The organism is Micromonospora sp. L31 (assembly GCF_052068075.1).
GTDB classification, from domain to species: Bacteria; Actinomycetota; Actinomycetes; order Mycobacteriales; family Micromonosporaceae; genus Micromonospora; species Micromonospora purpureochromogenes.
In genome coordinates, this window is record NZ_JBQHDC010000005.1 from 233577 (window position 1) to 258127 (window position 24551).

The 24551-nt window shown below is 73.5% G+C and carries 16 protein-coding genes and 1 pseudogene; 11 read left to right on the top strand and 6 right to left on the bottom strand.

The features are described from left to right. Positions 1-44: 44 nt before the first annotated feature. The gene (locus ACTMS9_RS16410; RefSeq protein ID WP_441147981.1) at positions 45-3161 is read left to right on the top strand and encodes a M14 family zinc carboxypeptidase; all 3117 of its coding nucleotides are present in this window, start codon (positions 45-47) and stop codon (positions 3159-3161) included. Between the two features lie 89 nt (positions 3162-3250). After that, the gene (locus ACTMS9_RS16415; RefSeq protein ID WP_441147980.1) at positions 3251-4180 is read left to right on the top strand and encodes an NAD(+)/NADH kinase; all 930 of its coding nucleotides are present in this window, start codon (positions 3251-3253) and stop codon (positions 4178-4180) included. 12 nt (positions 4181-4192) lie between these two features. Here ACTMS9_RS16415 and pgm read toward each other — a convergent pair whose 3' ends face one another. Then, complete coding sequence (gene pgm, locus ACTMS9_RS16420; RefSeq protein ID WP_441147979.1) at positions 4193-5836, bottom strand: phosphoglucomutase (alpha-D-glucose-1,6-bisphosphate-dependent); 1644 nt, start codon at positions 5834-5836, stop codon at positions 4193-4195. 69 nt (positions 5837-5905) lie between these two features. Next, positions 5906-7138, bottom strand: coding sequence for a glucose-1-phosphate adenylyltransferase (glgC, locus tag ACTMS9_RS16425; protein ID WP_280837472.1), 1233 nt, complete (start codon positions 7136-7138; stop codon positions 5906-5908). A gap of 72 nt (positions 7139-7210) precedes the next feature. Here glgC and glgA point away from each other — a divergent pair, with 72 nt between their 5' ends. The 4 genes from glgA (at position 7211) to ACTMS9_RS16445 (ending at position 14497) form a co-directional block, all read left to right on the top strand. Next, positions 7211-8419 (top strand): glycogen synthase, encoded by a 1209-nt coding sequence (gene glgA, locus ACTMS9_RS16430; RefSeq protein ID WP_441147978.1) that lies wholly within the window; start codon positions 7211-7213, stop codon positions 8417-8419. A 38-nt stretch (positions 8420-8457) separates the two neighbouring features. Beyond that, on the top strand, positions 8458-10551 hold the full coding sequence (locus ACTMS9_RS16435) for a maltotransferase domain-containing protein (protein ID WP_441147977.1): 2094 nt from the start codon (positions 8458-8460) through the stop codon (positions 10549-10551). Further along, positions 10539-12641 carry a 1,4-alpha-glucan branching protein GlgB gene (gene glgB / locus ACTMS9_RS16440; RefSeq protein WP_441147976.1) on the top strand — a complete coding sequence of 701 codons (2103 nt, stop codon included), beginning with the start codon at positions 10539-10541 and terminating at the stop codon, positions 12639-12641. Before ACTMS9_RS16435 ends, glgB begins: the two co-directional genes overlap by 13 nt. A 398-nt stretch (positions 12642-13039) precedes the next feature. After that, on the top strand, positions 13040-14497 hold the full coding sequence (locus tag ACTMS9_RS16445; RefSeq protein WP_441165366.1) for a hypothetical protein: 1458 nt from the start codon (positions 13040-13042) through the stop codon (positions 14495-14497). Positions 14498-14533: 36 nt separating this feature from the next. Here the strand turns inward: ACTMS9_RS16445 and ACTMS9_RS16450 are convergent, their stop codons facing one another. Beyond that, positions 14534-15577 (bottom strand): App1 family protein, encoded by a 1044-nt coding sequence (locus ACTMS9_RS16450; RefSeq protein WP_441147974.1) that lies wholly within the window; start codon positions 15575-15577, stop codon positions 14534-14536. Between the two features lie 118 nt (positions 15578-15695). On the opposite strand from ACTMS9_RS16450, the gene ACTMS9_RS16455 reads away from it, so the two are divergent. The 4 genes from ACTMS9_RS16455 to ACTMS9_RS16470 all read left to right on the top strand — a co-directional run bounded on the left by ACTMS9_RS16455 (position 15696) and on the right by ACTMS9_RS16470 (position 19906). Then, the gene (locus tag ACTMS9_RS16455; RefSeq protein ID WP_441165367.1) at positions 15696-17318 is read left to right on the top strand and encodes a hypothetical protein; all 1623 of its coding nucleotides are present in this window, start codon (positions 15696-15698) and stop codon (positions 17316-17318) included. A 22-nt stretch (positions 17319-17340) separates the two neighbouring features. Then, entirely contained in the window at positions 17341-18135 is a 795-nt protein-coding gene (yaaA, locus tag ACTMS9_RS16460) for a peroxide stress protein YaaA (RefSeq protein ID WP_441165368.1), read from the top strand. 100 nt (positions 18136-18235) lie between these two features. Beyond that, the gene (locus ACTMS9_RS16465; RefSeq protein ID WP_441165369.1) at positions 18236-18883 is read left to right on the top strand and encodes a hypothetical protein; all 648 of its coding nucleotides are present in this window, start codon (positions 18236-18238) and stop codon (positions 18881-18883) included. 60 nt (positions 18884-18943) lie between these two features. Continuing rightward, positions 18944-19906: a TAXI family TRAP transporter solute-binding subunit gene (locus ACTMS9_RS16470; protein ID WP_441147970.1), complete on the top strand. Its 963-nt coding sequence runs from the start codon at positions 18944-18946 to the stop codon at positions 19904-19906. 105 nt (positions 19907-20011) lie between these two features. Here ACTMS9_RS16470 and ACTMS9_RS16475 read toward each other — a convergent pair. Further along, a pseudogene (locus ACTMS9_RS16475) lies at positions 20012-21480 on the bottom strand (ATP-binding protein); the annotation flags it as partial. A 10-nt stretch (positions 21481-21490) separates the two neighbouring features. Then, positions 21491-22147 (bottom strand): response regulator transcription factor, encoded by a 657-nt coding sequence (locus ACTMS9_RS16480; RefSeq protein WP_088962950.1) that lies wholly within the window; start codon positions 22145-22147, stop codon positions 21491-21493. 132 nt (positions 22148-22279) lie between these two features. Here ACTMS9_RS16480 and ACTMS9_RS16485 point away from each other — a divergent pair, with 132 nt between their 5' ends. After that, on the top strand, positions 22280-22618 hold the full coding sequence (locus ACTMS9_RS16485) for a DUF952 domain-containing protein (RefSeq protein WP_441147969.1): 339 nt from the start codon (positions 22280-22282) through the stop codon (positions 22616-22618). Positions 22619-22676: 58 nt separating this feature from the next. Here ACTMS9_RS16485 and ACTMS9_RS16490 read toward each other — a convergent pair whose 3' ends face one another. Continuing rightward, positions 22677-24434, bottom strand: a complete 1758-nt coding sequence (locus ACTMS9_RS16490) for a CDP-glycerol glycerophosphotransferase family protein (protein WP_441147968.1) — start codon at positions 24432-24434, stop codon at positions 22677-22679. Positions 24435-24551 lie beyond the last annotated feature (117 nt).

A 24551-nucleotide genomic window follows, 5' to 3' on the forward strand; every position in this document is an offset into this window, starting at 1 on the left:
TGGGAAGGCTCTCCGTTACCGGTCCTTCCACCGAAGGGGATGCGATGAGACCAACACGGCTGGCGATCGCCGGCGTGTTCACCCTGGTCGGCGCGCTGGCGCTGACCGCACCGGCGAGCGCACGGCCACCGTCTGACCCGGGCGGCCGCGACAGCTTGGAGGTGTACGTCGGCACGCTCGACCCGCAACAGCTGGAGAAGCTGCGCGCGTCCGGCGTCGACCTCGGCCACGACCACCGCGGCACCGATGAGAACGGGGCCACCCGGGTCGAGACGGTGCTCAGCAGACGGGAGGCGGCGCGCCTGGCCGACCAGGGCGTGCGGCTGGAGGTCAAGAAGGTGCGCGGCAAGGAGGCCTCCCGGGCGCTGCGCGAGCAGGCGGCGGCCGGCTGGGACGCGTTCCGGTCGTACAGCGAGCCCGGTGGCCTCCGGGACGAGATCACCGCCACGGCAGCGCGCTTCCCGAAGCTGGCCAAGCTGGAGACGATCGGCCGCACCGTCCAGGGCAAGCCGATCCTGGCGGTGAAGGTGACGAAGAACGCGCGGACCGTGCCGGACGGGCGACGCCCGGCGGTGCTCTACGGCAGCGCGCAGCACGCCCGCGAGTGGATCACCCCGGAGATGACCCGCCGCCTGCTGCACCACGTGCTGGACAACTACGGCAGCGACCCGGAGATCACCCGGTTGGTGGACCGCACGGAGCTGTGGTTCCTGCCGGTGGCGAACCCGGACGGCTACGACCACACCTTTACCCCGGGCAACCGGCTGTGGCGCAAGAACCTGCGCGACAACGACGGTGACGGGCAGGTCACCACCGCCGACGGCGTCGACCTGAACCGCAACTTCAGCTACAAGTGGGGCTACGACGACGAGGGCTCCTCACCGGAGCCGAACAGCGACACCTACCGTGGTCCCGCGCCCGACTCCGAGCCGGAGACGAAGGCGCTGGACCGGCTCTTCAAGCGGGTCGGCTTCGAGTTCTTCGTCAACTACCACTCGGCCGCCCAACTGCTGCTCTACGGCGTCGGCTGGCAGGTCAGCACCCCGACCCCGGACGACGTCATCTACCAGGCGATGGTCGGCGACGACGCGCACCCGGCGGTGCCCGGCTACGACCCGGACATCTCCGCCGAGCTGTACACCACCAACGGGGACACCGACAGCCACGCCACGGTCCGCTACGGCACGCTCGGCTTCACCCCGGAGATGTCCACCTGCCAGTCGGCGGCCGCCTCCGACCCGGACGACCAGTGGCGGCCGGAGGACTGCATCAGCGGGTTCATCTTCCCCGACGACGAGAAGTTGATCTCCGCCGAGGTGGCGAAGAACCTGCCGTTCGCGCTGTCGGTGGCGAAGTCCGCGGCCGACCCGGACGACCCGGTGTCGGTGGTCGGCCGCAGCACCCCCGACTTCGTGGTCGACTCCTTCGGCACCTCCTACGGGCGTACCCAGCAGGTCGCGTCGATCACCCGCCGCGCGCTGCGCGACGTCCGGATGCACTACGTGGTCAACGGTGGCCGCCCGAAGACGGTCAAGGTCCGCGAGTGGCGCGGCGGCGAACGGTACGGCGACACCCACGACGACTACTACGCCGAGCTGCGCGGCACGGTCACCGGTACCAAGCCGGGTGACCGGGTCGAGGTGTGGTTCACCGGGGTCAAGCCGCGCAGCGGCCCGGTGGCCAGCGAACACTTCACCTACCGGGTGCACACCGCCATCGGCGGGGACGTGCTGGTGCTCGCGGTGGAGGACGTGACCGGGCTCAGCCCGGTGCAGACCGGCGGCCCGACCGCGAAGTACGCCGACGAGATCGCCGCGTCGTTGGCCAAGGCCGGCCGCAGCAGCGACGTCTACGACTTCGACGCGATGGGCCGCGCCGCCCCGCACCCGCTGGGCGTGCTGTCGCACTACCGGACGGTGGTCTGGGAGACCGGTGACGACGTCATCCTGCGCTCCCCCGGCCAGGTCGGCGGCACCGCCGCCCGGGCGGCCCTCGACACCGAGCTGGCCGTGCGCGACTACCTCAACGAGGGCGGCAAGCTACTGGTCAGCGGCAAGTACGCGCTCTTCGCCCAGGCCGCCAACGGCTCGTACGTCTACCAGCCGGACCCGGCGGTGGCGGAGTGCGCCGACCCGGACGACGCCACCTGCCTGCCGTTGTTGAACGACTTCCAGCAGTACTACCTGGGGGCGTACAACTACGTCAGCGACGGCGGCAGCGACCCGGACGGCACGCCGTACCCGCTGCGCGGCGCGGACGGCGCCTTCGCCGGCTTCGAGGGGCAGCTCAACGCGCCCGGCTCGGCGGGGAACCAGGACCACACGGCCTCGTTCCTCACCACGTCGAGCTTCCTGCCCCCGGACCGGTTCCCGCAGTTCGCCAGCTCGGCGGCGGTGGACTGGGCCCGGCCGGGCAGCGCCCCGTTCGACCCCCGCACCGGCGAGTGGTACCTGTACAGCGGGCGGTCCGACGAGTCGTACAAGCGGCTCACCCGCACCGTGGACCTCACCTCGGCGACCAGCGGGGAGCTGCGCTTCTTCACCTCGTACGACATCGAGCAGAACTGGGACTTCCTGATCGTCGAGGCGCACGAGGTGGGCAGCGACGACTGGACGACGCTGCCGGACGCCAACGGCCGTACCGGCACCGAGACCGGCGAGAGCTGCGAGTCGGGCTGGGCGGAGACCCTGCACCCGTTCCTCGCCCACTACCAGGGCGCCGACTGCTCCCCCACGGGCAGCACCGGCAGCTGGAACGCGGCCACCGGCAGCTCCGGCGGCTGGCGGGAGTTCGCCGTCGACCTGTCGGCGTACGCCGGCAAGCAGGTCGAGGTCTCCATCTCGTACGTCTCCGACTGGGGCACCCAGGGCCTGGGTGTCTTCCTGGACGACGCGCGGGTGATCACCGACGGCACGGTCGTCTCGGAGACCTCCTTCGAGACGCCGGACCTGGGTGGTTGGACGGTGGCGGGCCCGCCGCCGGGCTCCGCGCCCGGGGGCAACGACTGGGCCCGTAGCCAGCAGGCGTTCACCGAGGGCGCGGCGGTGGTCACCGACGACACCGTCTATCTCGGCTTCGGCTTGGAGGGGCTGGCCCCGGCGGCCCGGGACGACCTGGTCGCGCGGTCGCTGGCGCACCTGAGCGGACGGCCCCGGCGGTAACGCCACGCGGGTGCGGCGGCGGTGTCCCACCGCCGCCGCACCTGTCCGTACGGCTGCCGGAGCGGCGGCCCGTGTGATGAGCTGTACCGGTGGCGGGGTTCCTGTTCGGTCTGGTGCTGCATCCCAGCCGGGACGTCTCCGAGGTGGTCGGGATCGTCGACCGGTGGGCGTCCCGGCACGGCAAGAGCCTCGCCGTCCGCGCCGAGGACGGGCACCGGGTGCCCCCGTCGGTGGAGCTGGTGCCGGAGGCGGAGCTGGCCCACCGGTCGGACGCGTTGATCAGCATCGGCGGGGACGGCACCATGCTCGGTGCGCTGCGCTCGGCCGTGCGGGACCCGAAGCCGGTGCTCGGGGTGCACCTGGGCAAGCTCGGCTTCCTCGTCGAGGTCGAGCCGCCGGATCTGCCCCGGGCGCTGGACCGGCTGGTCGCCCACGACTTCACCGTCGAGTCGCGCGCCTGCCTGGCGTGCGACGTGTGCGGGGACGACGTGGTGGCGTTCAACGACATCGCCCTCGTCCGCCATCCCGGGTCCGGCTTCGTCACCGCCACCCTCGCCGTCGACGGGCAGCGGTACGGCTACTACCGCTGCGACGCGCTGGTGGTCAGCACGCCGACCGGCTCGACGGCGTACAGCTACGCGGCGGGCGGGCCGCTGATCTCGCCGGCGACGCAGGCGCTGGTGCTGACGCCGTCGGCGCCGATGAGCGGCATCTCCCGGTCGGTGGTGCTCTCCAGCGACGAGACCATCCGGTTGGAGCTGCTGCCCGACTCGGCGCCGGTGGCCGTGGAGATGGACGGCGTGATCATCCGGGACGCCTCGACCGAGGGCGCGGTGCACGTGCGGTACCAGCAGGACGCGGGGCTGGTGGTGCGCCTGGACCCCCGCCGCTTCCAGGAACGCAAACAGCTCAAGCTCAGCCTGCTGGACCTGCCGCTGCTGCCGGAGCAGCTGCGCGAACTGCTGCCGGACGGGATGCGGGAGCAGTTGAACCGCCGCGAGCTGCCCCCGCCGCGCTGACCGCGCGCCCCGTCAGGCCTTGGCCAGCACCCCGTCGACGAGCGCCTTCGCCTCCTCCTGGATGCGGGCCAGGTGCTCCGGCCCTTGGAACGACTCGGCGTAGATCTTGTAGACGTCCTCGGTCCCGGACGGGCGGGCGGCGAACCAGCCCGACTCGGTGGTCACCTTCAGCCCGCCGATCGCCGCGCCGTTGCCGGGCGCGGCGGTGAGCGTCGCGGTGATCGGCTCGCCGGCCAGCTCGGTGGCGCCCACCTGGTCCGGGGAGAGCTTGCCGAGCACGGCCTTCTGCTCTCGGGTGGCCGGGGCGTCGATCCGGGCGTACGCGGGGGCGCCGAAGCGCCCGGTCAGCTCGGCGTAGTGCTGGCTGGGGGTCCGGCCGGTGGTGGCGATGATCTCCGAGGCGAGCAGGCAGAGCAGGATGCCGTCCTTGTCGGTGGTCCAGGTGCTCCCGTCGCGGCGCAGGAAGGACGCGCCGGCGCTCTCCTCGCCGCCGAAGCCGACCGCGCCGTCGAGCAGCCCGGGCACGAACCACTTGAAGCCCACCGGCACCTCCAGCAGCGGACGACCCAGGTCCGCCGCGATCCGGTCGATCATGGAGGAGGAGACCAGCGTCTTGCCGACCGCCGCCGCCGGGCCCCACTGCTCCCGGGTACGGAACAGGTGCCCGATCGCCACCGCCAGGTAGTGGTTGGGGTTCATCAGGCCGCCGTCGGGGGTGACGATGCCGTGCCGGTCGGCGTCGGCGTCGTTGCCGGTGGAGACCTGGTAGTCGGCGCGGGCGGCGATCAGCGAGGCCATCGCGTTGGGCGAGGAGCAGTCCATCCGGATCTTGCCGTCGCCGTCCAGGGTCATGAACCGCCAGGTCGGGTCGACCGTCGGGTTGATCACGGTCAGGTCCAGCCGGTGCCGCTCGGCGATCTCCCCCCAGTACGCGACGCTGGCCCCGCCGAGCGGGTCGGCGCCGATGCGCACCCCGGCGTCGCGGATCGCGTCGATGTCGATCGCGGCGGGCAGGTCGTCGACGTAGCCGGCGAGGAAGTCGTACCCGCCGGTGGTGTCCGCGGCGCGGGCCCGCGCGTACGGGATCCGCCGGACCTCCTTGAGGCCGGCGGCCAGGATGGCGTTGGCCCGGTCCTGGATCCACTTCGTGACGTCACTGTCGGCGGGCCCGCCGTGGGTGGGGTTGTACTTGAACCCGCCGTCGTCGGGCGGGTTGTGCGACGGGGTGATGACGATGCCGTCGGCGAGGCCGCTGGTGCGCCCCCGGTTGTGGGTGAGCACGGCGTGCGAGAGCGCCGGGGTGGGGGTGTAGCCGTCGCGGCTGTCCCGCAGCACGGTGACGCCGTTGGCGGCGAGCACCTCCAGGGCGTCGGCCTCGGCGGGGGCGGAGAGCGCGTGGGTGTCCCGGGCGAGGAAGAGCGGGCCGTCCAGGCCCTGCTTGCGGCGGTAGTCGCAGAGCGCCTGGGTGACCGCGAGGATGTGGTCGGAGTTGAAGGCGTTGCGCAGCGACGACCCGCGGTGCCCGGACGTGCCGAAGGAGACCTGCTGCGCCGGGTCGTCGGGGTCCGGGTGCTCGGCGTAGTAGGCGGTCACCAGCCGCGGCACGTCCACCAGGTCGGCGGGCTCGGCGGGCTGTCCGGCGCGGGGATGGGCCACTGCTGCAACCTCCAAGGGCGGTACTCCGACGTTCACTGCTTCCCGGCGGAAGCCGGGGTCACACCTGGTTCACGGCTCCACGCGCTGGCCCTTGCCGATCACCACGATGCCGTTGTCCGAAACGGTGTAGCGCTGCCGGTCCTTTTCCAGGTCGACACCGATCTCCGCGCCCTCGGGGACGAAGACGTTCTTGTCCAGGATGGCCCGGCGGACCACGGCGTGGCGGCCGATCTCGACGCCCTCCATCAGCACCGCGCCGTCCACGTGCGCCCAGGAGTGGACCTTGACCTTCGGCGACACGATCGAGTTCTCCACCAGCGAGCCGGAGACCACCGCGCCGGGCGAGACCATCGAGCCGACCGCCCGGCCGACCCGCTCGCCCCACTGGTGGACGAACTTCGCCGGCGGGTACGGCGGCTGGTTGCTGTAGATCGGCCAGTCGAAGTTGTAGAGGTTGAACACCGGGTGCACGTTGATCAGGTCCATGTGGGCGTCGTAGAAGGAGTCCAGCGTCCCCACGTCCCGCCAGTAGCCGCGGTCCCGGTCGGTGCTGCCCGGCACCTCGTTGTCCTTGAAGTCGTAGACGTTGGCCTCGCCCCGCTCCACCAGCATCGGGATGATGCTGCCGCCCATGTCGTGCTTGCTGGTCTTGTCCTCCGCGTCCCGCTCGACCGCCTCGCAGAGGGCGCCGGTGCTGAACACGTAGTTGCCCATCGAGGCGTAGATCTGGTCCGGGGCGTCGGGGAGGCCGACCGCGTCGGTGGGCTTCTCGCGGAACGCCCGGATCCGCCGGCCGTCCTCGCCGACCTCGATCACCCCGAACTGGTCGGCCATCGACAGCGGCTGCCGGATGCCGGCCACGGTCACGCCGGCGCCGGAGGCGATGTGGTCGTCCACCATCTGCCGGGGGTCCATCCGGTAGATGTGGTCGGCCCCGAAGACGATCACGTAGTCGGGCTGCTCGTCGTTGATCAGGTTGAAGCTCTGGTAGATCGCGTCGGCGGACCCGGCGAACCACCACGGGCCGCGGCGCTGCTGCGCCGGCACCGGGGTGACGTAGTTGCCGAGCATCGTCGACATCCGCCAGGTCTGGGTGATGTGCCGGTCCAGCGAGTGGGACTTGTACTGGGTCAGCACGACGATCTTGAGAAAGCCGGCGTTCGCCAGGTTGGACAGGACGAAGTCGACCATGCGGTACATCCCGCCGAACGGGACGGCCGGCTTGGCCCGGTCCGCGGTGAGCGGCATGAGGCGCTTGCCTTCTCCGCCGGCCAGGACGATCGCGAGCACCTTGGCAGCCATGCACCGACGCTATCCATCCCGCTACGACTTCACCACTCGTACGGGCACAGTTCTGCACTAGGGTGCGGGGGCATGACGGAATCGGCACGGCTGCGCGTGGATCTGCTGACCCGGGAGTACCCGCCCGAGGTGTACGGCGGCGCCGGCGTGCACGTCGAGTACCTGGCCCGCGAGCTGCGCCGACTCGCCGACGTACGGGTGCACTGCTTCGGCGCGCCGCGGATCGAGCCGGGCGTCACCGCGTACGCCGAACCGGCCGGCCTGGCCGGCGCGAACGCCGCGCTGCGCACCATGGGCGTCGACCTGGCGATGGCCGCGGGCTGCGCCGGCACCGACGTGGTGCACAGCCACACCTGGTACGCCAACCTGGCCGGGCACACCGCGAAGCTGCTGTACGGCGTGCCGCACGTGGTGACCGCGCACAGCCTGGAGCCGCTGCGGCCGTGGAAGGCCGAACAGCTCGGCGGCGGGTACGCGCTCTCGTCCTGGTGCGAGCGCACGGCGGTGGAGGCGGCCGACGCGATCATCGCGGTCAGCGCGGGGATGCGCCGCGACGTCCTCACCGCGTACCCGGAGGTGAACCCGGACCGGGTCCGCGTGGTCTACAACGGCATCGACACCGCCCAGTACGCCCCGGACACCGGCACCGACGTCGTCGACCGGCTCGGCATCGACCCGTCCCGCCCCAGCGTGGTCTACGTCGGCCGGATCACCCGGCAGAAGGGACTGCCCTACCTGCTGCGCGCGGCCCGGGAGCTGCCCGCCGGCACCCAGCTGGTGCTGCTCGCCGGCGCACCCGACACCCCGGAGATCGCCGCCGAGGTCGAGGGCCTGGTCGGCGAGCTGCGGGCCAACCGCTCCGGGGTGGTCTGGGTGGCCGAGATGCTGCCCAAGCACGAGGTTATCCAGGTGCTCACGCACGCGACGATCTTCGTCTGCCCGTCCGTCTACGAGCCGATGGGCATCGTCAACCTGGAGGCGATGGCCTGCGAGACGGCCGTGGTGGCGACCGCCACCGGCGGCATCCCCGAGGTGGTCGCCGACGGCGAGACCGGGCTGCTGGTGCCGATCGAACAGGCCGGCGACGGCTCCGGCCGGCCGCTGGAACCGGAGCGGTTCGTGGCTGACCTGGCCGCCCGGATCAACGAGGTGCTGGCCGACCCGACGCGCGCCGCCGAACTCGGCCGGGCCGGGCGGCGGCGGGCGGTGGAGCACTTCTCCTGGGACGCCGTCGCGGCCCGCACCATGGAGGTGTACCGGTCGGTGGGAGCCGCAGGCTGACCCGAGCGCGAAGCGATCTCGGGCAGTAGGTTGGCGGGGTGAGCGGACGGTTCCCGATCGAAGACGTCTCCCCCGTCGTCGCCTGCGGTCGCTATCCGGCCAAGGCGGTGGTCGGCGAGGTGGTGCCCGTGTCGGCCCGCGCCTACCGGGAGGGGCACGACGCACTCGGCTGCAACGTGGTCTGGCTCGGCCCGGACGGCGCGGCGCGACCCTTCACCCGGATGCGCCCCGGCGAGCCGGGCCAGGACACCTGGCACGCCACCATCCAGCCCGACGCGGTCGGCGACTGGGTCTTCACCGTCGAGGCGTTCGGAGACCCCTACCTCACCTGGCAGAACGCGGTGACCAAGAAGATCGCCGCCGGGCAGGGGCCGGCGGACCTGGCCAACGACCTCGCCGAGGGCGCCCGCGTGCTGACGGCGGCGGCCGAACTGGTGCCCGCCGCCGACGTCGTGCGGGTGAAGGCCGCCGTGGCCGCGCTGCGCGACACCGAGCTGGACCTGCCCCGCCGGGTCGCCCCGGCGCTGGAGCTGGCCGACCTGCTCTGGGAGCACCCGGTGCGCGAGCTGGTCACCACCGGCGAGGAGTACCGGCTCTGGGTGGACCGCCCCCGCGCGCTCTTCTCCGCCTGGTACGAGTTCTTCCCCCGCTCCGAGGGCGCGATCCCGGCCACCGTCGACTCCCCGGCCCGCTCGGGCACCTTCGCCACCGCGATGGAGCGGCTTCCGGGCGTCGCGGCGATGGGCTTCGACGTGCTCTACCTGCCGCCGATCCACCCGATCGGCCGGGTCAACCGCAAGGGCCCCAACAACTCGCTCACCGCCGGGCCCGACGACGTGGGCTCGCCGTGGGCGATCGGCGCCGCCGAAGGCGGCCACGACGCCATCCACCCCGACCTGGGTACGCCGGAGGACTTCCGCGACTTCGTCGCGGCCGCCGCCGAGCAGGGCCTGGAGGTGGCGATGGACCTGGCGTTGCAGTGCGCGCCGGACCACCCCTGGGTGACCGAACACCCGGAGTGGTTCACCACCCGGGCCGACGGCAGCATCGCGTACGCGGAGAACCCGCCGAAGAAGTACCAGGACATCTACCCGCTGAACTTCGACAACGATCCGGAGGGGATCCGGGCCGAGGTGCTGCGGGTGGTGCTGCACTGGGTCGGCGAGGGGATCCGGATCTTCCGGGTGGACAACCCGCACACCAAGCCGTTCGACTTCTGGCACTGGCTGATCGCCGAGGTCAAGAAGGTCGACCCGGACGTGCTCTTCCTCGCTGAGGCGTTCACCCGGCCGGCGATCATGCACGGGTTGGGCAAGATCGGGTTCACCCAGTCGTACACGTACTTCACCTGGCGCACGTCGGCGGCGGAGATGCGGGCGTACTGCGAGGAACTGGTCGCGGCGGCCGACTACATGCGACCGAACTTCTGGCCCAACACCCCGGACATCCTGCACTCCTCGTTGCAGCACGGCGGCCCGCCGATGTTCAAGATCCGGGCGGTGCTGGCCGCGCTGCTCTCCCCCTCCTGGGGCGTGTACGCCGGGTTCGAGCTCTTCGAGCACGTCGCCCGCCCCGGCGCGGAGGAGTACCTGGACAACGAGAAGTACGAGCTGCGCCCCCGGGACTGGGCCGGGGCGCAGGCGCAGGGCCGCTCGCTGGCGCCGTTCATCGCCACCCTCAACCGGGTACGCCGGGACAACCCCGCCCTGCACCAGCTCCGCAACCTGCGCTTCCACGACATCGACAACCCGGCGCTGCTCTGCTGGTCCAAACACGACCCGGACAGCGGCAACACCGTCATCGTGGTCTGCTCGTTCGACTCGCGCGGCGTGCAGTGGGGCAACACCACCCTCGACATGCCCGCCCTCGGCCTCGACTGGCACGAGCGGTTCACCGTCCACGACGAACTGACCGGCGCCCGCTACGAGTGGGGGCAGCGCAACGCCGTCCGCCTCGACCCGTACCTTCAGCCCGCCCACGTGTTGACGGTGCGCCGCCCGGCCGCCGCGGCCGCGGCGGAGCCCACCGGGCACGCCCCGGCCGACCTCACCGTCGCCGACGTGCCGACCGACCTTTCGGGCGGCACCGCCCCGACCGCTCCCGCCCCGGAGGACGCGCGATGGACCAGCTGATCGCCGGCGAGACCCACGACCCGCACGCCCTGCTCGGCGCGCACCCCGCCGACGGGTGGACCACCATCCGCGCGATGCGCCGGGGCGCCGGCGACGTGATGCTGCTGGTCGGCGAGGAGCGGCACCCGATGAAGCGGGTGCACGACGTCGGCGTCTTCGAGACCCGGGTCGAGGGCACCGTGCTCGACTACCGGATCGAGGCCGACGGGCAGGTCACCGACGACCCGTACCGCTACCCGCCGACCATCGGCGAGCTGGACCTGCACCTGATCGGCGAGGGGCGCCACGAGCGGCTCTGGGAGGCGCTCGGCGCGCGGGTCTTCGACGAGGGCGTGGCGTTCTCGGTGTGGGCGCCGAACGCCCGGGGCGTGCGGGTGGTCGGCGACTTCACCGGCTGGGGCCCGGACGACGGCTGGCCGATGCGCTCGCTCGGCTCCAGCGGCGTGTGGGAGATCTTCGTGCCGCAGGCGCGGATCGGCGCCCGGTACAAGTACCGGGTCCTCGGCGCCGACGGGCGGTGGCGGGACAAGGCCGACCCGCTGGCCGCGTACGCGGAGGTGCCGCCGGCCACGGCCTCGGTGGTGCACCACTCGACGTACGAGTGGTCGGACGCCGTCTGGCTGGACCGGCGGGCCCGGCGGCAGCCGCACCAGGAGCCGATGAGCGTGTACGAGGTGCACCTCGGCTCCTGGCGGCCCGGCCTGGGTTACCGGGAACTGGCCGAGCAGCTCACCGCGTACGTCACCGAGATGGGCTTCACCCACGTGGAGTTCCTGCCGGTGATGGAGCACCCGTTCGGCGGGTCCTGGGGCTACCAGGTCACCGGCTACTTCGCGCCGACCTCCCGCTTCGGCGACCCGGACGACTTCCGCCACCTGGTCGACCGGCTGCACGGCGCCGGCATCGGCGTGATCCTGGACTGGGTGCCGGCGCACTTCCCCAAGGACGAGTGGGCGCTGGCGCGCTTCGACGGCACCCCGCTGTACGAGCACGCCGACCCGCGACGCGGCGAGCACCCCGACTGGGGCACGTACGTCTTCGACTTCGGCCGCCGCGAGGTGCGCAACTTCCTGGTCGCCAATGCGCTCTACTGGTGCGAGGAGTTCCACGTCGACGGCCTGCGGGTGGACGCCGTCGCCTCGATGCTCTACCTGGACTACTCCCGGCAGGAGGGGCAGTGGGCCCCGAACGTGCACGGCGGCCGGGAGAACCTGGAGGCGATCGCGTTCCTCCAGGAGGTCAACGCGACCGTCTACAAGCACCACGCCGGGGTGGTGATGGTCGCCGAGGAGTCCACCGCCTGGCCCGGCGTGACCCGGCCGACCGCCGACGGCGGGCTCGGCTTCGGGTTCAAGTGGAACATGGGCTGGATGCACGACACCCTGCTCTACACCTCCAAGGACCCGATCTACCGCCAGCACCACCACCATCAGCTCACCTTCTCCCTCGCGTACGCCTGGAGCGAGAACTACGTGCTGCCGATCAGCCACGACGAGGTGGTGCACGGCAAGGGGTCGCTCGCCGCCAAGATGCCCGGCGACACCTGGCAGCGGCTGGCCAACGTGCGGGCGCTGCTGGCGTACATGTGGGCGCACCCGGGCAAGCAACTGCTCTTCATGGGCTGTGAGCTGGCCGACGACCGGGAGTGGAGCGAGGAGCGCGGCCTCGACTGGTACCTGACCCACGACCCGGCCCGGGCCGGGGTGCAACGCCTCGTCGGAGACCTCAACACGGTCTACCGGGCGACGCCGGCGCTCTGGGCGCAGGACACCGACCCGGCCGGCTTCCGGTGGATCGCCGGCGACGACGTCGCCCACAACACCGTCTCGTTCGTCCGGATCGCCCCCGACGGCGCCACGCTGGTCTGCGTGGCGAACTTCTCCGCGCTGCCGCTGGAGGACTACCGGATCGGGCTGCCGGCCGGCGGCACCTGGACCGAGGTGATCAACACCGACGCCCACCACTACGGCGGCTCCGGGGTCGGCAACCTCGGCGCGGTACACGCGCAGGACGTGCCGTGGCACGGGATGCCGGCGTCGGTCGCGCTGCGGGTCCCGCCACTGGGCGTGCTCTGGCTCCGCCGCGACTGACCGGGCTGTTTCGGGTCGGCTGACCGGTCGGTCGGGTCGCGGGCCGGTCGGTCGGGTCGCGGGCCGGTCGGTCGGGTCGCGGGCCGATTAGTCAGCTCGCGGGCGGGTTGGTCAGCTCGCCGCTGGGGAGAAATGTTCGTGGTGAGCGATATACCTGTGAGTCATAAATATGCCTCAGAGTCATATCGCTCAACCCAACACCTACCAGCCATGCACTACTGTCAGTAGCCAGAGGCGCCCCAACTTTCACCCTCCGTCGAACGTTGCGTCGTAGCTGTGCCGCGACGTGAACCGTCTCCGCAGTCGCCGCCGTATCCCGCATCGGATGCCGGACACCGTGACGACGAGGCGGAGGAGCTTCGATGGCGTGGAGCAGGGGCACGACGAGCAGACGAAGGATGACGGGTTCGTCCCGTCAGCGGAAGATCGCCGGCGGGGTGGCGCTCGCGGTGACGGCCGGCGCGGCGTTCGCGGTCGCGACCGGGACCGGTCAGGCGGCGGAGAACTGCCAGGGCCTGGACACGGCCCTGCGCAACAACCTGACCTTCATCGCCGGACAGCGGCAGAATCCGGACGCCAACTCGCCGGCCCGGATCGCCAACCGGCAGGCCGTGGTCGACCTGATCCAGCAGCGCCGCGCCGCCGCCGGCTGTGACGGCGACGTGGACGTCGCCGGGGCCGCCTGCCCGATGGTCCCGTGGGAGGTGGCCATGGCCACCCGCCTGGACCAGGCGTGGGCGATCACCGAGCAGCTGACCGGGAAGCGGACCGGCCAGCTCGCCGACCCGCAGGCAACCCAGGCCCGGGTGCAGCGGCTCGACGGAATCTTCGGCGGCGTCCGCGACATCGTGCAGGGTGCGCAGCAGGCCCAGGCCGGAAAGGCCGCTCCCGGCGAAAGCGCGGCCCCCAGCGAAAGCGCGGCCCCCAGCGAAAGCGCGGCCCCCAGCGAAAGCGCGGCCCCCAGCGAAGGCGCGGCGGCCGACGAAGGCGCGGCGGCCGACGGCGGCGCGGCGCGGGCGGCCGGGATCATCGACGCTGTGGGTGGGCTGCTCGGGCAGATCGCCGACATCATCGAGGCCGCCGGGGCTGGCCAGCAGGCCGGCGCCGGAGAGCAGGGGGCCGGTGGGCAGCAGGCCGGCGAGGAACAGGGCGCAGGGCAGCAGGCGGCCGGCGGACAGCAGGCCGCAGGTGAGCAGGAGGCCGGCGAGCAGGAGGCGGGCGCCGAGCAGGCCGCCGGCCAGCAGGCGGGGAACGCCGGCGGCCAGAAGGCCGGAAACGCCGGCGGCGAGAAGGCCGGGAACGCAGGCCAGAAGGCCGGGAACGGTGGCCAGAAGGCGGCGAATGCCGGCGGGCAGGTCGCCAACCGGATCCAGCAGATCCGCGTCCGGATCCAGCAGCTGCGGGCGATCGTGCAGCAGGTGCGGGCGGACCGGCAGGCGGCGCGCGACCAGGCCGCAGCCGAGGACCAGGCGCAGAACGAGACCGGTGCACAGAATCAGAACGAAGCCGGGAACCAGGCCGACGCACAGAACCAGGCCGGAGCCGAGAACCAGGCTGGCGCCCACGAGCAGAGCGGCGCAGCAGACCAGGCCGGAGCCGAGGACCAGGCCGGGGCACAGGACCAAGCCGGAGCCGAGGACCAGGCCGGGGCACAGGACCAAGCCGGAGCCGAGGACCAGGGCGCCGGTGCCGGTTCGGTCTACATGGTGGCCGACCCGAGTGCGCCGGGCTGCGCCGACGCAGCCGGGGAGAAGTCCGGCGGGTCCGCCGCCGACGGCGGGACGGCCGACACCGGCACGGGCGCGGGTGCCGACGGTCGCAGGGCCGGCACGGTCAGCGGGTCACGCACCGACTAGGACCGGCGCGGTGGGCGCGGCCTGGTCGGGCGTACGTCAGACCAGGCCCGCGTCCCGCAGCAGCTTCCAGAGCCCGGCGCCGTCCGGCGCGGAGAGCCACTTCTGCCCCACCGGCCCCGAGGAGGAAGACTGGCCGGCCGGGGCGGGCAGGCTACCGGCCAGCACCGACTGGGTCGGCGAGAGGCGGCGGATCGCCACTCCGGCGACGTTGTCCGGGTGGGCGGCGGCGAACTCGCGGTAGATCTCCTGGTCGTGCTGCCCGTCGTCGCCGATCAGCAGCCAGCGCACCTCGGGGAACTCCCGGGCCAGCCGGGCCAGGGTGGCCCGCTTGTGCTCCCGGCCGCTGCGGAACCACCGGTCGGCGGTCGGGCCCCAGTCGGTCAGCAGCAGCGGGCCGGCCGGGTAGAGGTGCCGGGAGAGGAACCGGGTCAGCGTCGGCGCGACGTTCCACGCCCCGGTGGAGAGGTAGAAGACCGGCGCGCCCGGGTGGGCGGTGGCCAGCCGCTCGTAGAGCACCGCCATGCCGGGCACCGCGGCCCGGGCGTGCTCGTCCAGCACGAAGGTGTTCCAGGCGGCGAGCAGTGGTCGGGGCAGCGCGGTCACCATGACCGTGTCGTCGATGTCGGAGAGGATGCCGAACCGGACCTCCGGGTCGAGGATCCGCACCAACGCCTCGGCCGGCTCGGCGTCGGCGACGCTGAGGCGGACCGAGGACCAGCCGGGGGTGAAGTCGCCCTCGACGACGATGTCGACGAAGCCGCTCCGGTCGGCCTGTGCCTCGTGGGTGACCCCACCCGCCTCGATGGTCACCTTGACGTGCTTGGCCGGCAGGGTGGTGAAGCTGCGCCAGCCGCGTACCTTGTCCAGCCGGCCCCGCTGCCGGGTGTCCGGGCGGCCGAGCAGCACCCGGCAGAGCACCCGCGCCCAGCCCGGCGCACCGTAGCCGGCGTACGCGACGATGTTGGCCTGCCAGCCGGTGCGGCGCAGGCGACGCTCCACCAGCTGGTGCACGGCGTCCTCGAGCCGCGCGGCTCGGTGCAGGTTCGGTACGGCCAGCTGGCCTGCGGGAGTGGGTGGCACGCTGCAACCCTGCCACACGTGGGCGGAAGCGGCCACGCGAGAGATGCCCGGCTCCCGGGATCCGCCCCGGGCGTCCGGTACGGCGTGAAACACTCCGGTCGGGACGACGACGGGGGCGTTGGTCGTGTCGACATCAGGATCGCAGGACCACGCGGAGCGGCCGCGGCTCGACCGGCCGGCGCTCGTCGCGCTGCTGCTCGGGGCGGTCGGGGTGGGTTACCGGCTGGTGCTGACCCTGCTGACCGTGCCCCCGTCGAACAGCGACGAGGCCACCTTCGGGCTCGCTGCCCTGCACATCGCCGCCGGCCGGGAGCGCCCGGTGTTCCTCTACGGGCAGCACTACATGGGCATGGTGGAGGCGTATCTGGCGGCGCCGCTGGTGGCGCTGTTCGGGCCGAGCTGGCCGGTGCTGCGGCTGCCGCTGCTGGCGCTGTACGCGCTGTTCCTCTGGTTGTCGTACCGGCTGACCCGTCGGCTCTACTCGCCCTGGTTCGCCACCTTCGTGGTGGGTCTGCTGGCGCTCGGCACGGAACGCGTGGTGCGCGACCAGTTGACCGTGGTGGGCGGCCGGCCCGAGGTGAAACCGGCGGTGCTGGCGATGCTGCTGATCGCGGTGGCGCTGGCCCAGGACCGGGTGCGGCGCCGGTGGGCCGCGATCGGCCTGGCCGGGCTGCTGGCCGGGCTGGCGCTCTGGTCGGACTGGCTGATCGTGCCGTACCTGGCGGTGGCCGGGCTGCTGCTGCTCTACGCCGCCCGCCGGGACCTGCTCGGCTGGCCGGGGCTGCTGCTGGTGGCCGGTTTCGCCGTGGGGGTGGCGCCGATGATCTGGGACAACCTGGTCGCGCCGCCCGGGTCGGACTCGCTGTCGGTGCTCCGTGAGATCAACTCCACCGGCGGCCCGCCGCCGCCGTGGTCGCTCCGGCTGCGCGGCGGTCTGCTGGAGGGGGTGCCGCTGGCCACCGGGCTCTGCCCGATCACCGGCTGCGCCCGCTGGCAGGAGTGGTTCGGTGTGCTCTACCCGATGCTGCTGGCGGTCGCGGCGCTGCTCGCGCTGGTCGCGTACCGCCGGACCGCCGGCCTGCCCACGGCCCGGCGGGTCCGGCCGGTCGCGCAGCTCACCCTGGTCGTCGGCGCGGCGCTGACCCTGCTCGCGTACGTCCGCAGTCCGCTCACCGTGACGGACCCGCTGGGCAATGCTCGTTACCTGTCGGTGCTCCAGCTCTCCCTGCCCGCGGTGCTCTGGCCGCTCTGGGCGGCGGCGGTGGCCTGCTGGCGGGGCACGGTCGGTGCGGCGGGCCGGCTGGCCGGGGCGACCGCGACCGCCGTGCTGGCCGGGCTGACCGCCACCGCCGTGGTGGCCACCGGGCTCTTCCTGACCGGGACGGAGGCGGCCCAGGACGAGGAGCGGCAGGCGCGGGAGCTGGCCGACGCGATGCGCCGGACCGGGCTGCGCGAGGTGTACGGCGACTACTGGACCTGCAACCGGCTGACCTTCGCCACCGGCGAGCGGGTGGTCTGCGCGGTGCTCGACGGCGCGCTCACCCCCGGGCAGAACCGCTACCGGCCGTACTGGGAGCAGGTCGGCCGGGCGGAGCGGCCCGGGTACGTGGTGGAGGTCGGCTCCGCGGCGGACCGCCGGCTACGCCGCCTGCTCGGCGAGCAGGCCGACGCCGCCACCCTGGTCGAGGTCGCTGGATATCGCGTGTACCACCCGCCGACCGCCGTGCGGCCGTGGCGCTGAGCCCGGCCCGTACGCTGGCGGCGTGCTCATCCTGCTGCCGCCCTCCGAGGGGAAGGCCGACGCCGGCACGGGCCGGCGGCTCGACCTGACCCGGCTCTCCCTGCCCGAGCTGACCCCCGCCCGCCAGGAGGTGCTGACCGCGCTGATCGCGCTCAGCGGCGGCGACGAGGCGGCAGCGCTGGCCGCCCTCGGACTCAGCGCCGGACAGCGGGGCGAGCTGGCCCGCAACGCGCGGCTGGACCGGGCGGCGACCGCACCGGCGGGGCAGGTCTACACCGGGGTGCTCTACGAGGCGCTCGACCTGGCCTCGCTGCCGGCCCCGGCACAGCGGGCGGCGCGCCGGACCGTGCTGATCAGCTCCGGCCTCTGGGGCGCCGTACGCCTCACCGACCGGATCCCGCCGTACCGCTGCCCGATCGGGGCGAAGCTGCCGGGGGTGGGGGCGCTGTCGGCGTACTGGCGTCGGGCGTTGGCCCCGGCGATGGCGGCGGCGGCCGGCGACGGGCCGGTGCTGGACCTGCGCTCCGGCGCGTACGCCGCGACCTGGGCGCCGCGCGGCGAGCAGGCCGGCCGGACGGTGACCGTGCGGGTGCTGCACGAGCGGGAGACGCCGGCCGGGCCGACCCGCAGCGTGGTCAGCCACTTCAACAAGGCCACCAAGGGCCGGCTGGTCCGCGAGCTGCTGGTGGCCGGGGCCCGGCCGCGCACCGCCGCCGGGCTGGTCACCGCGCTGCGTGACCTCAAGTACACGGTCGAGGAGCAGCCGACGCCGCCCGGGCGCCCCCGGCAGCTCGACGTGGTGGTCACCGAGCTCTGACGAGCCGCAAGATTTCCTCAAGGCTGGGCCGGATCGGTGGAACCCGGCCGGCGCGCGGGTGACGGTATGGGGACCCCCGACGCCGACAAGGAGCGGTCCGATGGCCCCGCAACCCACTGTGCTCGACCGGCCCCGCGTTCCGCCGCCCCCGCCGCCGATGGACTGGCTCACCCTGGGCGACGCGTTCGAGGTGGCCTGCCTGGTCCGCTGCACACCCCCACCGGCCGCCGAGCGCGGCCCGGTCGAGCCGTACCGGCCGGTGGAGTTCAACCGGGAGGACGCCGCGCTGCGGATGCGGCAACTGCTCAACCGCCTGGCCGTGCCGGTGGAGCACGAGGTGGTCAGCGGTGGCCTGCGCCGCCGCTACGAGCTGCACCGGCTGCACGTGCCCCGGGAACACCGGGCGGCGTACACGGAGCTGCGTGAGTCGGGCTGGCGGCGGGGTCGCCGCGAGCTGCTGAGCGGGCCGGTCCCCGGCGCGTCGACGGCCCGGGCCGCCTGGCGGTCCCGGCTGGCCGCGGCGGCCTGGCGGTCGGCGCTGCTAGCCGGCGGCCGGCACGTGCGCCGGCACATCCTGGGGATCCGGCTGACCGACCGGGAGCTGGCCGCCGTGCTGGTCCGTAGCGCCGCCCTGCTGGACGTGCCGGCCCTGCTCCGGCCGGGCGCCGGCTGCTTCGTGGTCAGCGTCGCCGACGGCCCGGACCGGCTCAGGATCATGGACCGCGCGGCGCTCGCCCCGGCCCGCTGACCCGGTACGCCGACCGGGCGGGCTTGCGCCCGGGGCGGTGCGCGGCGCAGAGTGCTGCGCGTGAGTCGTTGCTGGTCTGTCCCCGGCCGGCGGCGTGCTGCCGCCCCGGCGGCGCTGCTGATGCTGCTGCTCGTGTCGGCGGGCGGGCTGGGCGCCTGCCGCGATTCCCCGACCGAGCCGGTGCCGATCCGGATCGCCACCGGCAGCGCGACGGCCGTGTACCACGCCTTCGGGCAGTCGCTGGCCGCCATCCTCAACCGGGAGCTGCCCGGGGTGCGGGCCAGCGTGGTGGTCACCGCCGCCTCCGCCGAGAACATGCGGCTGGTCGGCGCGGGTGCGGCCGAACTCGGGTTCACCCAGGCCGACGTGCTGCCCACCGGCCCCGCCTCGCACCCGTCGGTGCTCGCGGTGGCCCGGGTCTACGACGACCTGCTGCACCTGGTCACCACCGCCGGCGGCCCGGTCCGGACGGTCGCCGACCTGCGCGGGCGGCGGGTGTCGGTGGGCGCGGCGGGCTCCGGCACCGAGGTCACCGCGACCCGGCTGCTGGAGGTGGCCCGACTCGGCGGCGACCGGGTCCAGCAGAAGCACCTCAACCTGGACGACTCGGTGGCCGCGCTGCGGGCCGGCGAGATCGACGCGTTCTTCTTCTCCGGCGGGCTGCCGGTGCGCGCGGTGCGCGAGCTGACGGCCGACTCGGCCACCCGGGTCGTCGATCTCGGCGAGTGGACCGAGCCGCTGCGCCGCAGCTACCGCGAGGTGTACGTGTCGCGGGACATCCCGCGCTCGGTGTACCACCTCGACCCGGTCACCACGGTGGCCAACCCGAACTACCTGATCGTCCGGGCGGACCTGCCGGAGCCGCTGGTGCGGGAGGTGACCCGGCTGCTGATGGAGCGCCGGGCCGAACTGGCCGCGGCCCATCCGGCGGCCGGTCGGATGAGCCCCCGCTCGGCGATCGCCACCGCGCCGCTGCCGCTGCACCCGGGCGCGGCGGGCTGGTACCGCTCCGTCAAACCCTGACCCGCTCAGGTCCCGGCCGGCGCCCCGTCGACGCCCACGTCTGCGGCGGAGCGCCCCGGGCCCGCCTGCTTCGGCACCGGGGCGTCCGTCGGGGTGGGCCCGGTGGCGGCCAACGCCAGTGGCGGGTCGACCGGGTCCGGTGGTGGATCGTCGGGTGCGGGGCCGTCGGGGGCGGCGGGCGATCCCTCGGCGCCGCTGGTCGCGCCGTCCCAGGGGGCCGGGAACCACAGCTCCGCGACCAGGCCGCGCGGCTCCCCCGCCCGCATGGTCAGCCGCCCGTCGGAGGCGTCCACCAGCACCGCGACGATGGTCAGCCCGAGTCCCGCGCCGTCGATGTTCTGCGCGTCCGGCGCCCGCCAGAACCGCTCGGTGGCCTGGTCGAGCTGGCCCGGCGTCATGCCCGGCCCGGTGTCGCGTACCTCCAGGGCGGTGCCGCCGTCGGCGTACCGGACGGTGACGGTGACCTCTCCCCCGGCCCCGCTGAACTTCACCGCGTTGTCGATCAGCGCATCGAGGGCCTGGTCGACGGCGGTGGGCACGGTCCGGGCGTACGCCGGGCCACGGGCGCGCAGCCGGAGGGCCACCGAGCGGTGCCGGGCCAGCGGCTCCCACGCGGCGACCCGCGAGGCGGCGACCTCCGCGGCGTCCACGGTCACCCGCTGGTTCTCCTCCCGCTCCGCCCGGGCCAGGGTGAGCAGGGCGTCGAGCACCAGCGCCAGCCGGTCGGTCTCCTCCAGCGCGAGCCGGTGCTCGGCCCGGCCGTCCGGGTCGGTCAGGCTCGGCCCCAGCTCCTCCACCCGCAGTCGCAGCGCGGTCAACGGGTTGCGGAGCTGGTGGCTGGCGTGGGCGACGAACGCGCGCTGCCGGTCCATCACGTCGGAGACCGCGTCGGCCATGTTGTTGAAGCTGGCCGCGAGGCGGCGCAGCTCGGGCGGGCCCAGCCGGTGCTGCACCCGCGCACCCCCGTCGCCCTCGGCGATCTCGTGGGTCACCGCGTCCAGCTCGGTCACCGGTCGCAGCACCCAGCCGGCCAGTCCGAACGCGGTGGAGACGCAGGCCAGCACGGCGAGCAGGCCGATCCCGGCCAGCAGCAGCCACCAGACCGTCACCGTGCGCCGGACCTTGCCGGCCGGGGTGGCGGTCACCACCGCGCCGAGCACCTCGCCGCCGTCGTTGATCGGCACCGCCACCACCAGTGGGCCGTCCACCCACGGCCAGACCGCCTCCGGCCCGCTGAACTGCTGGCCCGCCAGGGCCGTGTCGCGCGCCGTCTCGGCGTCCCGGCCGGCGCGCCAGTCGGGCGACACCACCACGGTACGGCCGTCCCGGTCGACCACCGCCGCGCCGATGCCGTACAGCTCCTCGTAGGCGGCCAGTTCGCCGCTGAGCGGTCCGGGCACGCCGCCGCGCAGCGCCGGCCCGGCCAGCGAGGCGAACCGGGTCGCGTCGGCGAGCCGGTCGGCGCGGACCCGGTCGGTCTCCCGGGAGGCGAGGGTGGCCGCCAGCGGGGTCTCCAACGCCAGCAGCACCAGCACCATCAGCAGCAGGTAGCTGATCACCAGTCGGCGACGCACCGGCCGCCCCTCACTCGCCGCGGAGCCGGTAGCCGACCCCGCGCACGGTCTCCACCAGGCGGGGCTCGCCGAGCTTGCCGCGCAGCGAGCCCACGTGCACCTCGACGGTGTGCCGGTCGGCCCAGGTGGTGCCCCAGACGTCCAGCAGGATCCGGTCCCGGGGCACCGCGACGCCGGGCTGGCGGGCCAGCGAGAGCAGGATGTCGAACTCCTTGCGGGTCAGCGCCACCGGCCGCCCTGCGACGGTGACCGTACGGCCGGCGACGTCGATGCGCACGGCGCCGGCCTCGATCAGGTCCCGCTCCGGCACGGTGTGTGACGCGCGGCGCAGCACCGCCTCTATCCGGGCCTGGAGTTCCACCATCGAGAAGGGCTTCACCACGTAGTCGTCGGCGCCCAGCCGCAGGCCGAGCACCCGGTCGCGTTCCTCGCCCCGGGCGGTCACCGCGATGATGCCGAGCTGGCTGCTGCGCCGGCGCAGCTCCCGGCAGACCTCGGTGCCGTCCCCGTCGGGCAGGGTCAGGTCCAGCAGCACCAGGTCGCACGGGGCGGCGGAGAGGGCCGCGGCGACGGTGGCGGCGTGCTCGACCTCGTACCCGCGCCGGGTCAGCGCCGAGGAGAGGGCGGCGGCCACCCGACGGTCGTCCTCGACCAGCAGGATGCGCACGGGTGACCCCCATTCGTCGTACGGATGACGTGCGAATGGTGGCAGAAGAGCGCGACGGGCGGGAGGCCCGGTCCGGCCATCGGACAGCTCGACCGGCCCCGGGGCCGCCGGAGCGGGCCGTACGCTGCCGTCATGATCTACAAACTGGTGACCCTCGACGAGTGGGCGCGGGCCGGGGTGGACGGGTATGTCCCCGCCTCGGCCCTGGACCGCCAGGACGGGTTCCTGCACCTGTCGGCGGCGGACCAGATCGTGGAGACCGCCCGGCGGCACTACGCCGGCGCCACCGGGCTGGCCCTGCTCACGGTCGAGGAGGACCTGCTCGGCGACGACCTGCGCTGGGAGCAGTCCCGCGGCGGCGCCTGGTTCCCGCACCTCTACGGCGCGCTGCCGCTGGAGGCGGTCACCGGCGTCGCGGAGCTGCCGGCGGACGTGCCCGCCGCCGAGGCGGTGGCCGACCTGCTGCGCTGAGCCGGCAGCCGAGGAGGCCCGGGACGAATCGTCGTCCCGGGCCTCCTGGTGTGCTGGGTCAGCGGCAGAGCCGCCCGATCTCCTCCTGGAACCGGTCCATCGGGTTCGCCTCGGCCGGGCCGAGCAGGTAGGTCTTCAGCTCGCGCCGGGCCTCGGTCATCGGGTCGTCGCCGGTGCGGGTGAGCGCGAGGATCTTCTCCAGCTCGCCGCAGTCGACCGAGAGCAGGTACGCCGCCCGCGAGGTCGGGAACTCCCGGCGGAACTCGTCCTCGGGCAGCCCGCTCGGGTTGGCGACCACGTACGGCCGCTGGCTCTGCACGAAGTCGGAGACCACGCTGGACACGTCGCTGATCAGCAGGTCGGTCTGGTTGAAGCAGTCGAACAGCGCCGGGACGCGGCCGGTGACGACCCGGTGGCCGGGGCCGTCCAGCGAGGTGGCGTCGACGTCGCCGCCGGCCGCCCGGACCAGCGACACGATCCGCTCGTGCGCGGCCTTGGCCTCCTTGGAACGGGAGCCGGTCAGCGGGTGCGGCTTGTAGATCAGCCGGACCGCGGGCGAGGTGGCGAGCAGTCCCTTGACGATCCGCTCGCCCATCAGCACCACGGAGGTGTGGTACGGGTCGTCGTCGAGCCAGCCCTCCCAGGTGGGGGCGTAGAGGACGGTGAACGGCCGGTCCTGCGCGGGCGCGCCGAAGGTGTGCACACCGGCGAGCTGCGGCCGTCCGATCTCGACGATGTCCTCGTCACGCACGCCGACGTCGGCCCGGGCGTAGCGCTCCCGGCCGGCGAGGCCGGCGACCCACACCTCGTCGTACACCTTGCTGTAGGGGTTGACGCTGGCCTGCTTGTCGCTGTCGCCGTGCCCGACGAAGACGTGCTTCATGCCCGGCTCGCGGAGCATGTGGATGTTCGCGCCGACGTTCGCGGCGTAGAGCGCGGCGCGGACGGTGCCCAGTTCGAGGTTCATGAAGTCGACCCCGGCCGGTACGCAGACCACCGGCAGCCGGGTGTCGGCCAGCTCGAGGAACGCCTCCTTGCTGCGCATCAGCACGATGCCGCGCTGGTTCAGCGCCTCGGTCGGGGCCAGCCACATGTTGGCCTGGTAGACGTCCTTGGCGGGGCCGGCGAAGTAGAGCGCCACCTCGGGCCGGTAGCTGTCCAGCCAGCGCTGGAGCACCGGCAGCACCGGGCTCTTGCCGGTGCCCCGGCCGCGCAGCCAGGTGAGGGCGATGATCGCGCCGACCGCCGCGGCGGCGATGACGGCCACCGCGCCGACGACCAGGACCGGGGTGACGTCGTCCTGGACCGCGGCCACCACGGCGGCCGGGATCAGCAGCACGTTCGCCACCGCCAGCGGGACGCCGGCGAGGTCGGACGCCCACTGCGGCGGGCGCGGCGCGGACCGGATCGGGCCCAGCTCGATGTTGCGGACCAGCGCGGAGATCGGGTTGCGACGGTCGATCATCGTGTTGAGCGCGCCGGAGAAGACGGCGATCACCCACACCACGGCCGGCAGGATCAGCAGCCAGGTCACCTCGATCGCGGTCAGCCGGACGGTCGCGGCGACCAGCAGCACCGTGGCCAGGTCGCGGCTGAGCTGCCGGTAGCCCCGGTTGAGGCCGACCTTCTCCAGCAGGAGGTCCGACGGCGGCGACCACCGGGAGAGGGCGAACTCACCGACGACGGCGGCCAGCCCGGCCACGGCGAAGACGGGCACCCAGCCGAGGGCGCCCGCGACGAGCATGACCAGATAGGACAGCACCAGCAGCGCGCCACGGGCGGCGACGCCGATGCGTTCCATTAACGTGCCGAACAACGGTTACGCTCCTATGAGATCGATGACGGGCGTTGCCCGTGTCGTCGACGTCACGCCGCGACGTGGGTGGTATTTCCCGCGCCGTGTCCGGTTCGACCCGGCTGCGGGTGACTGCGA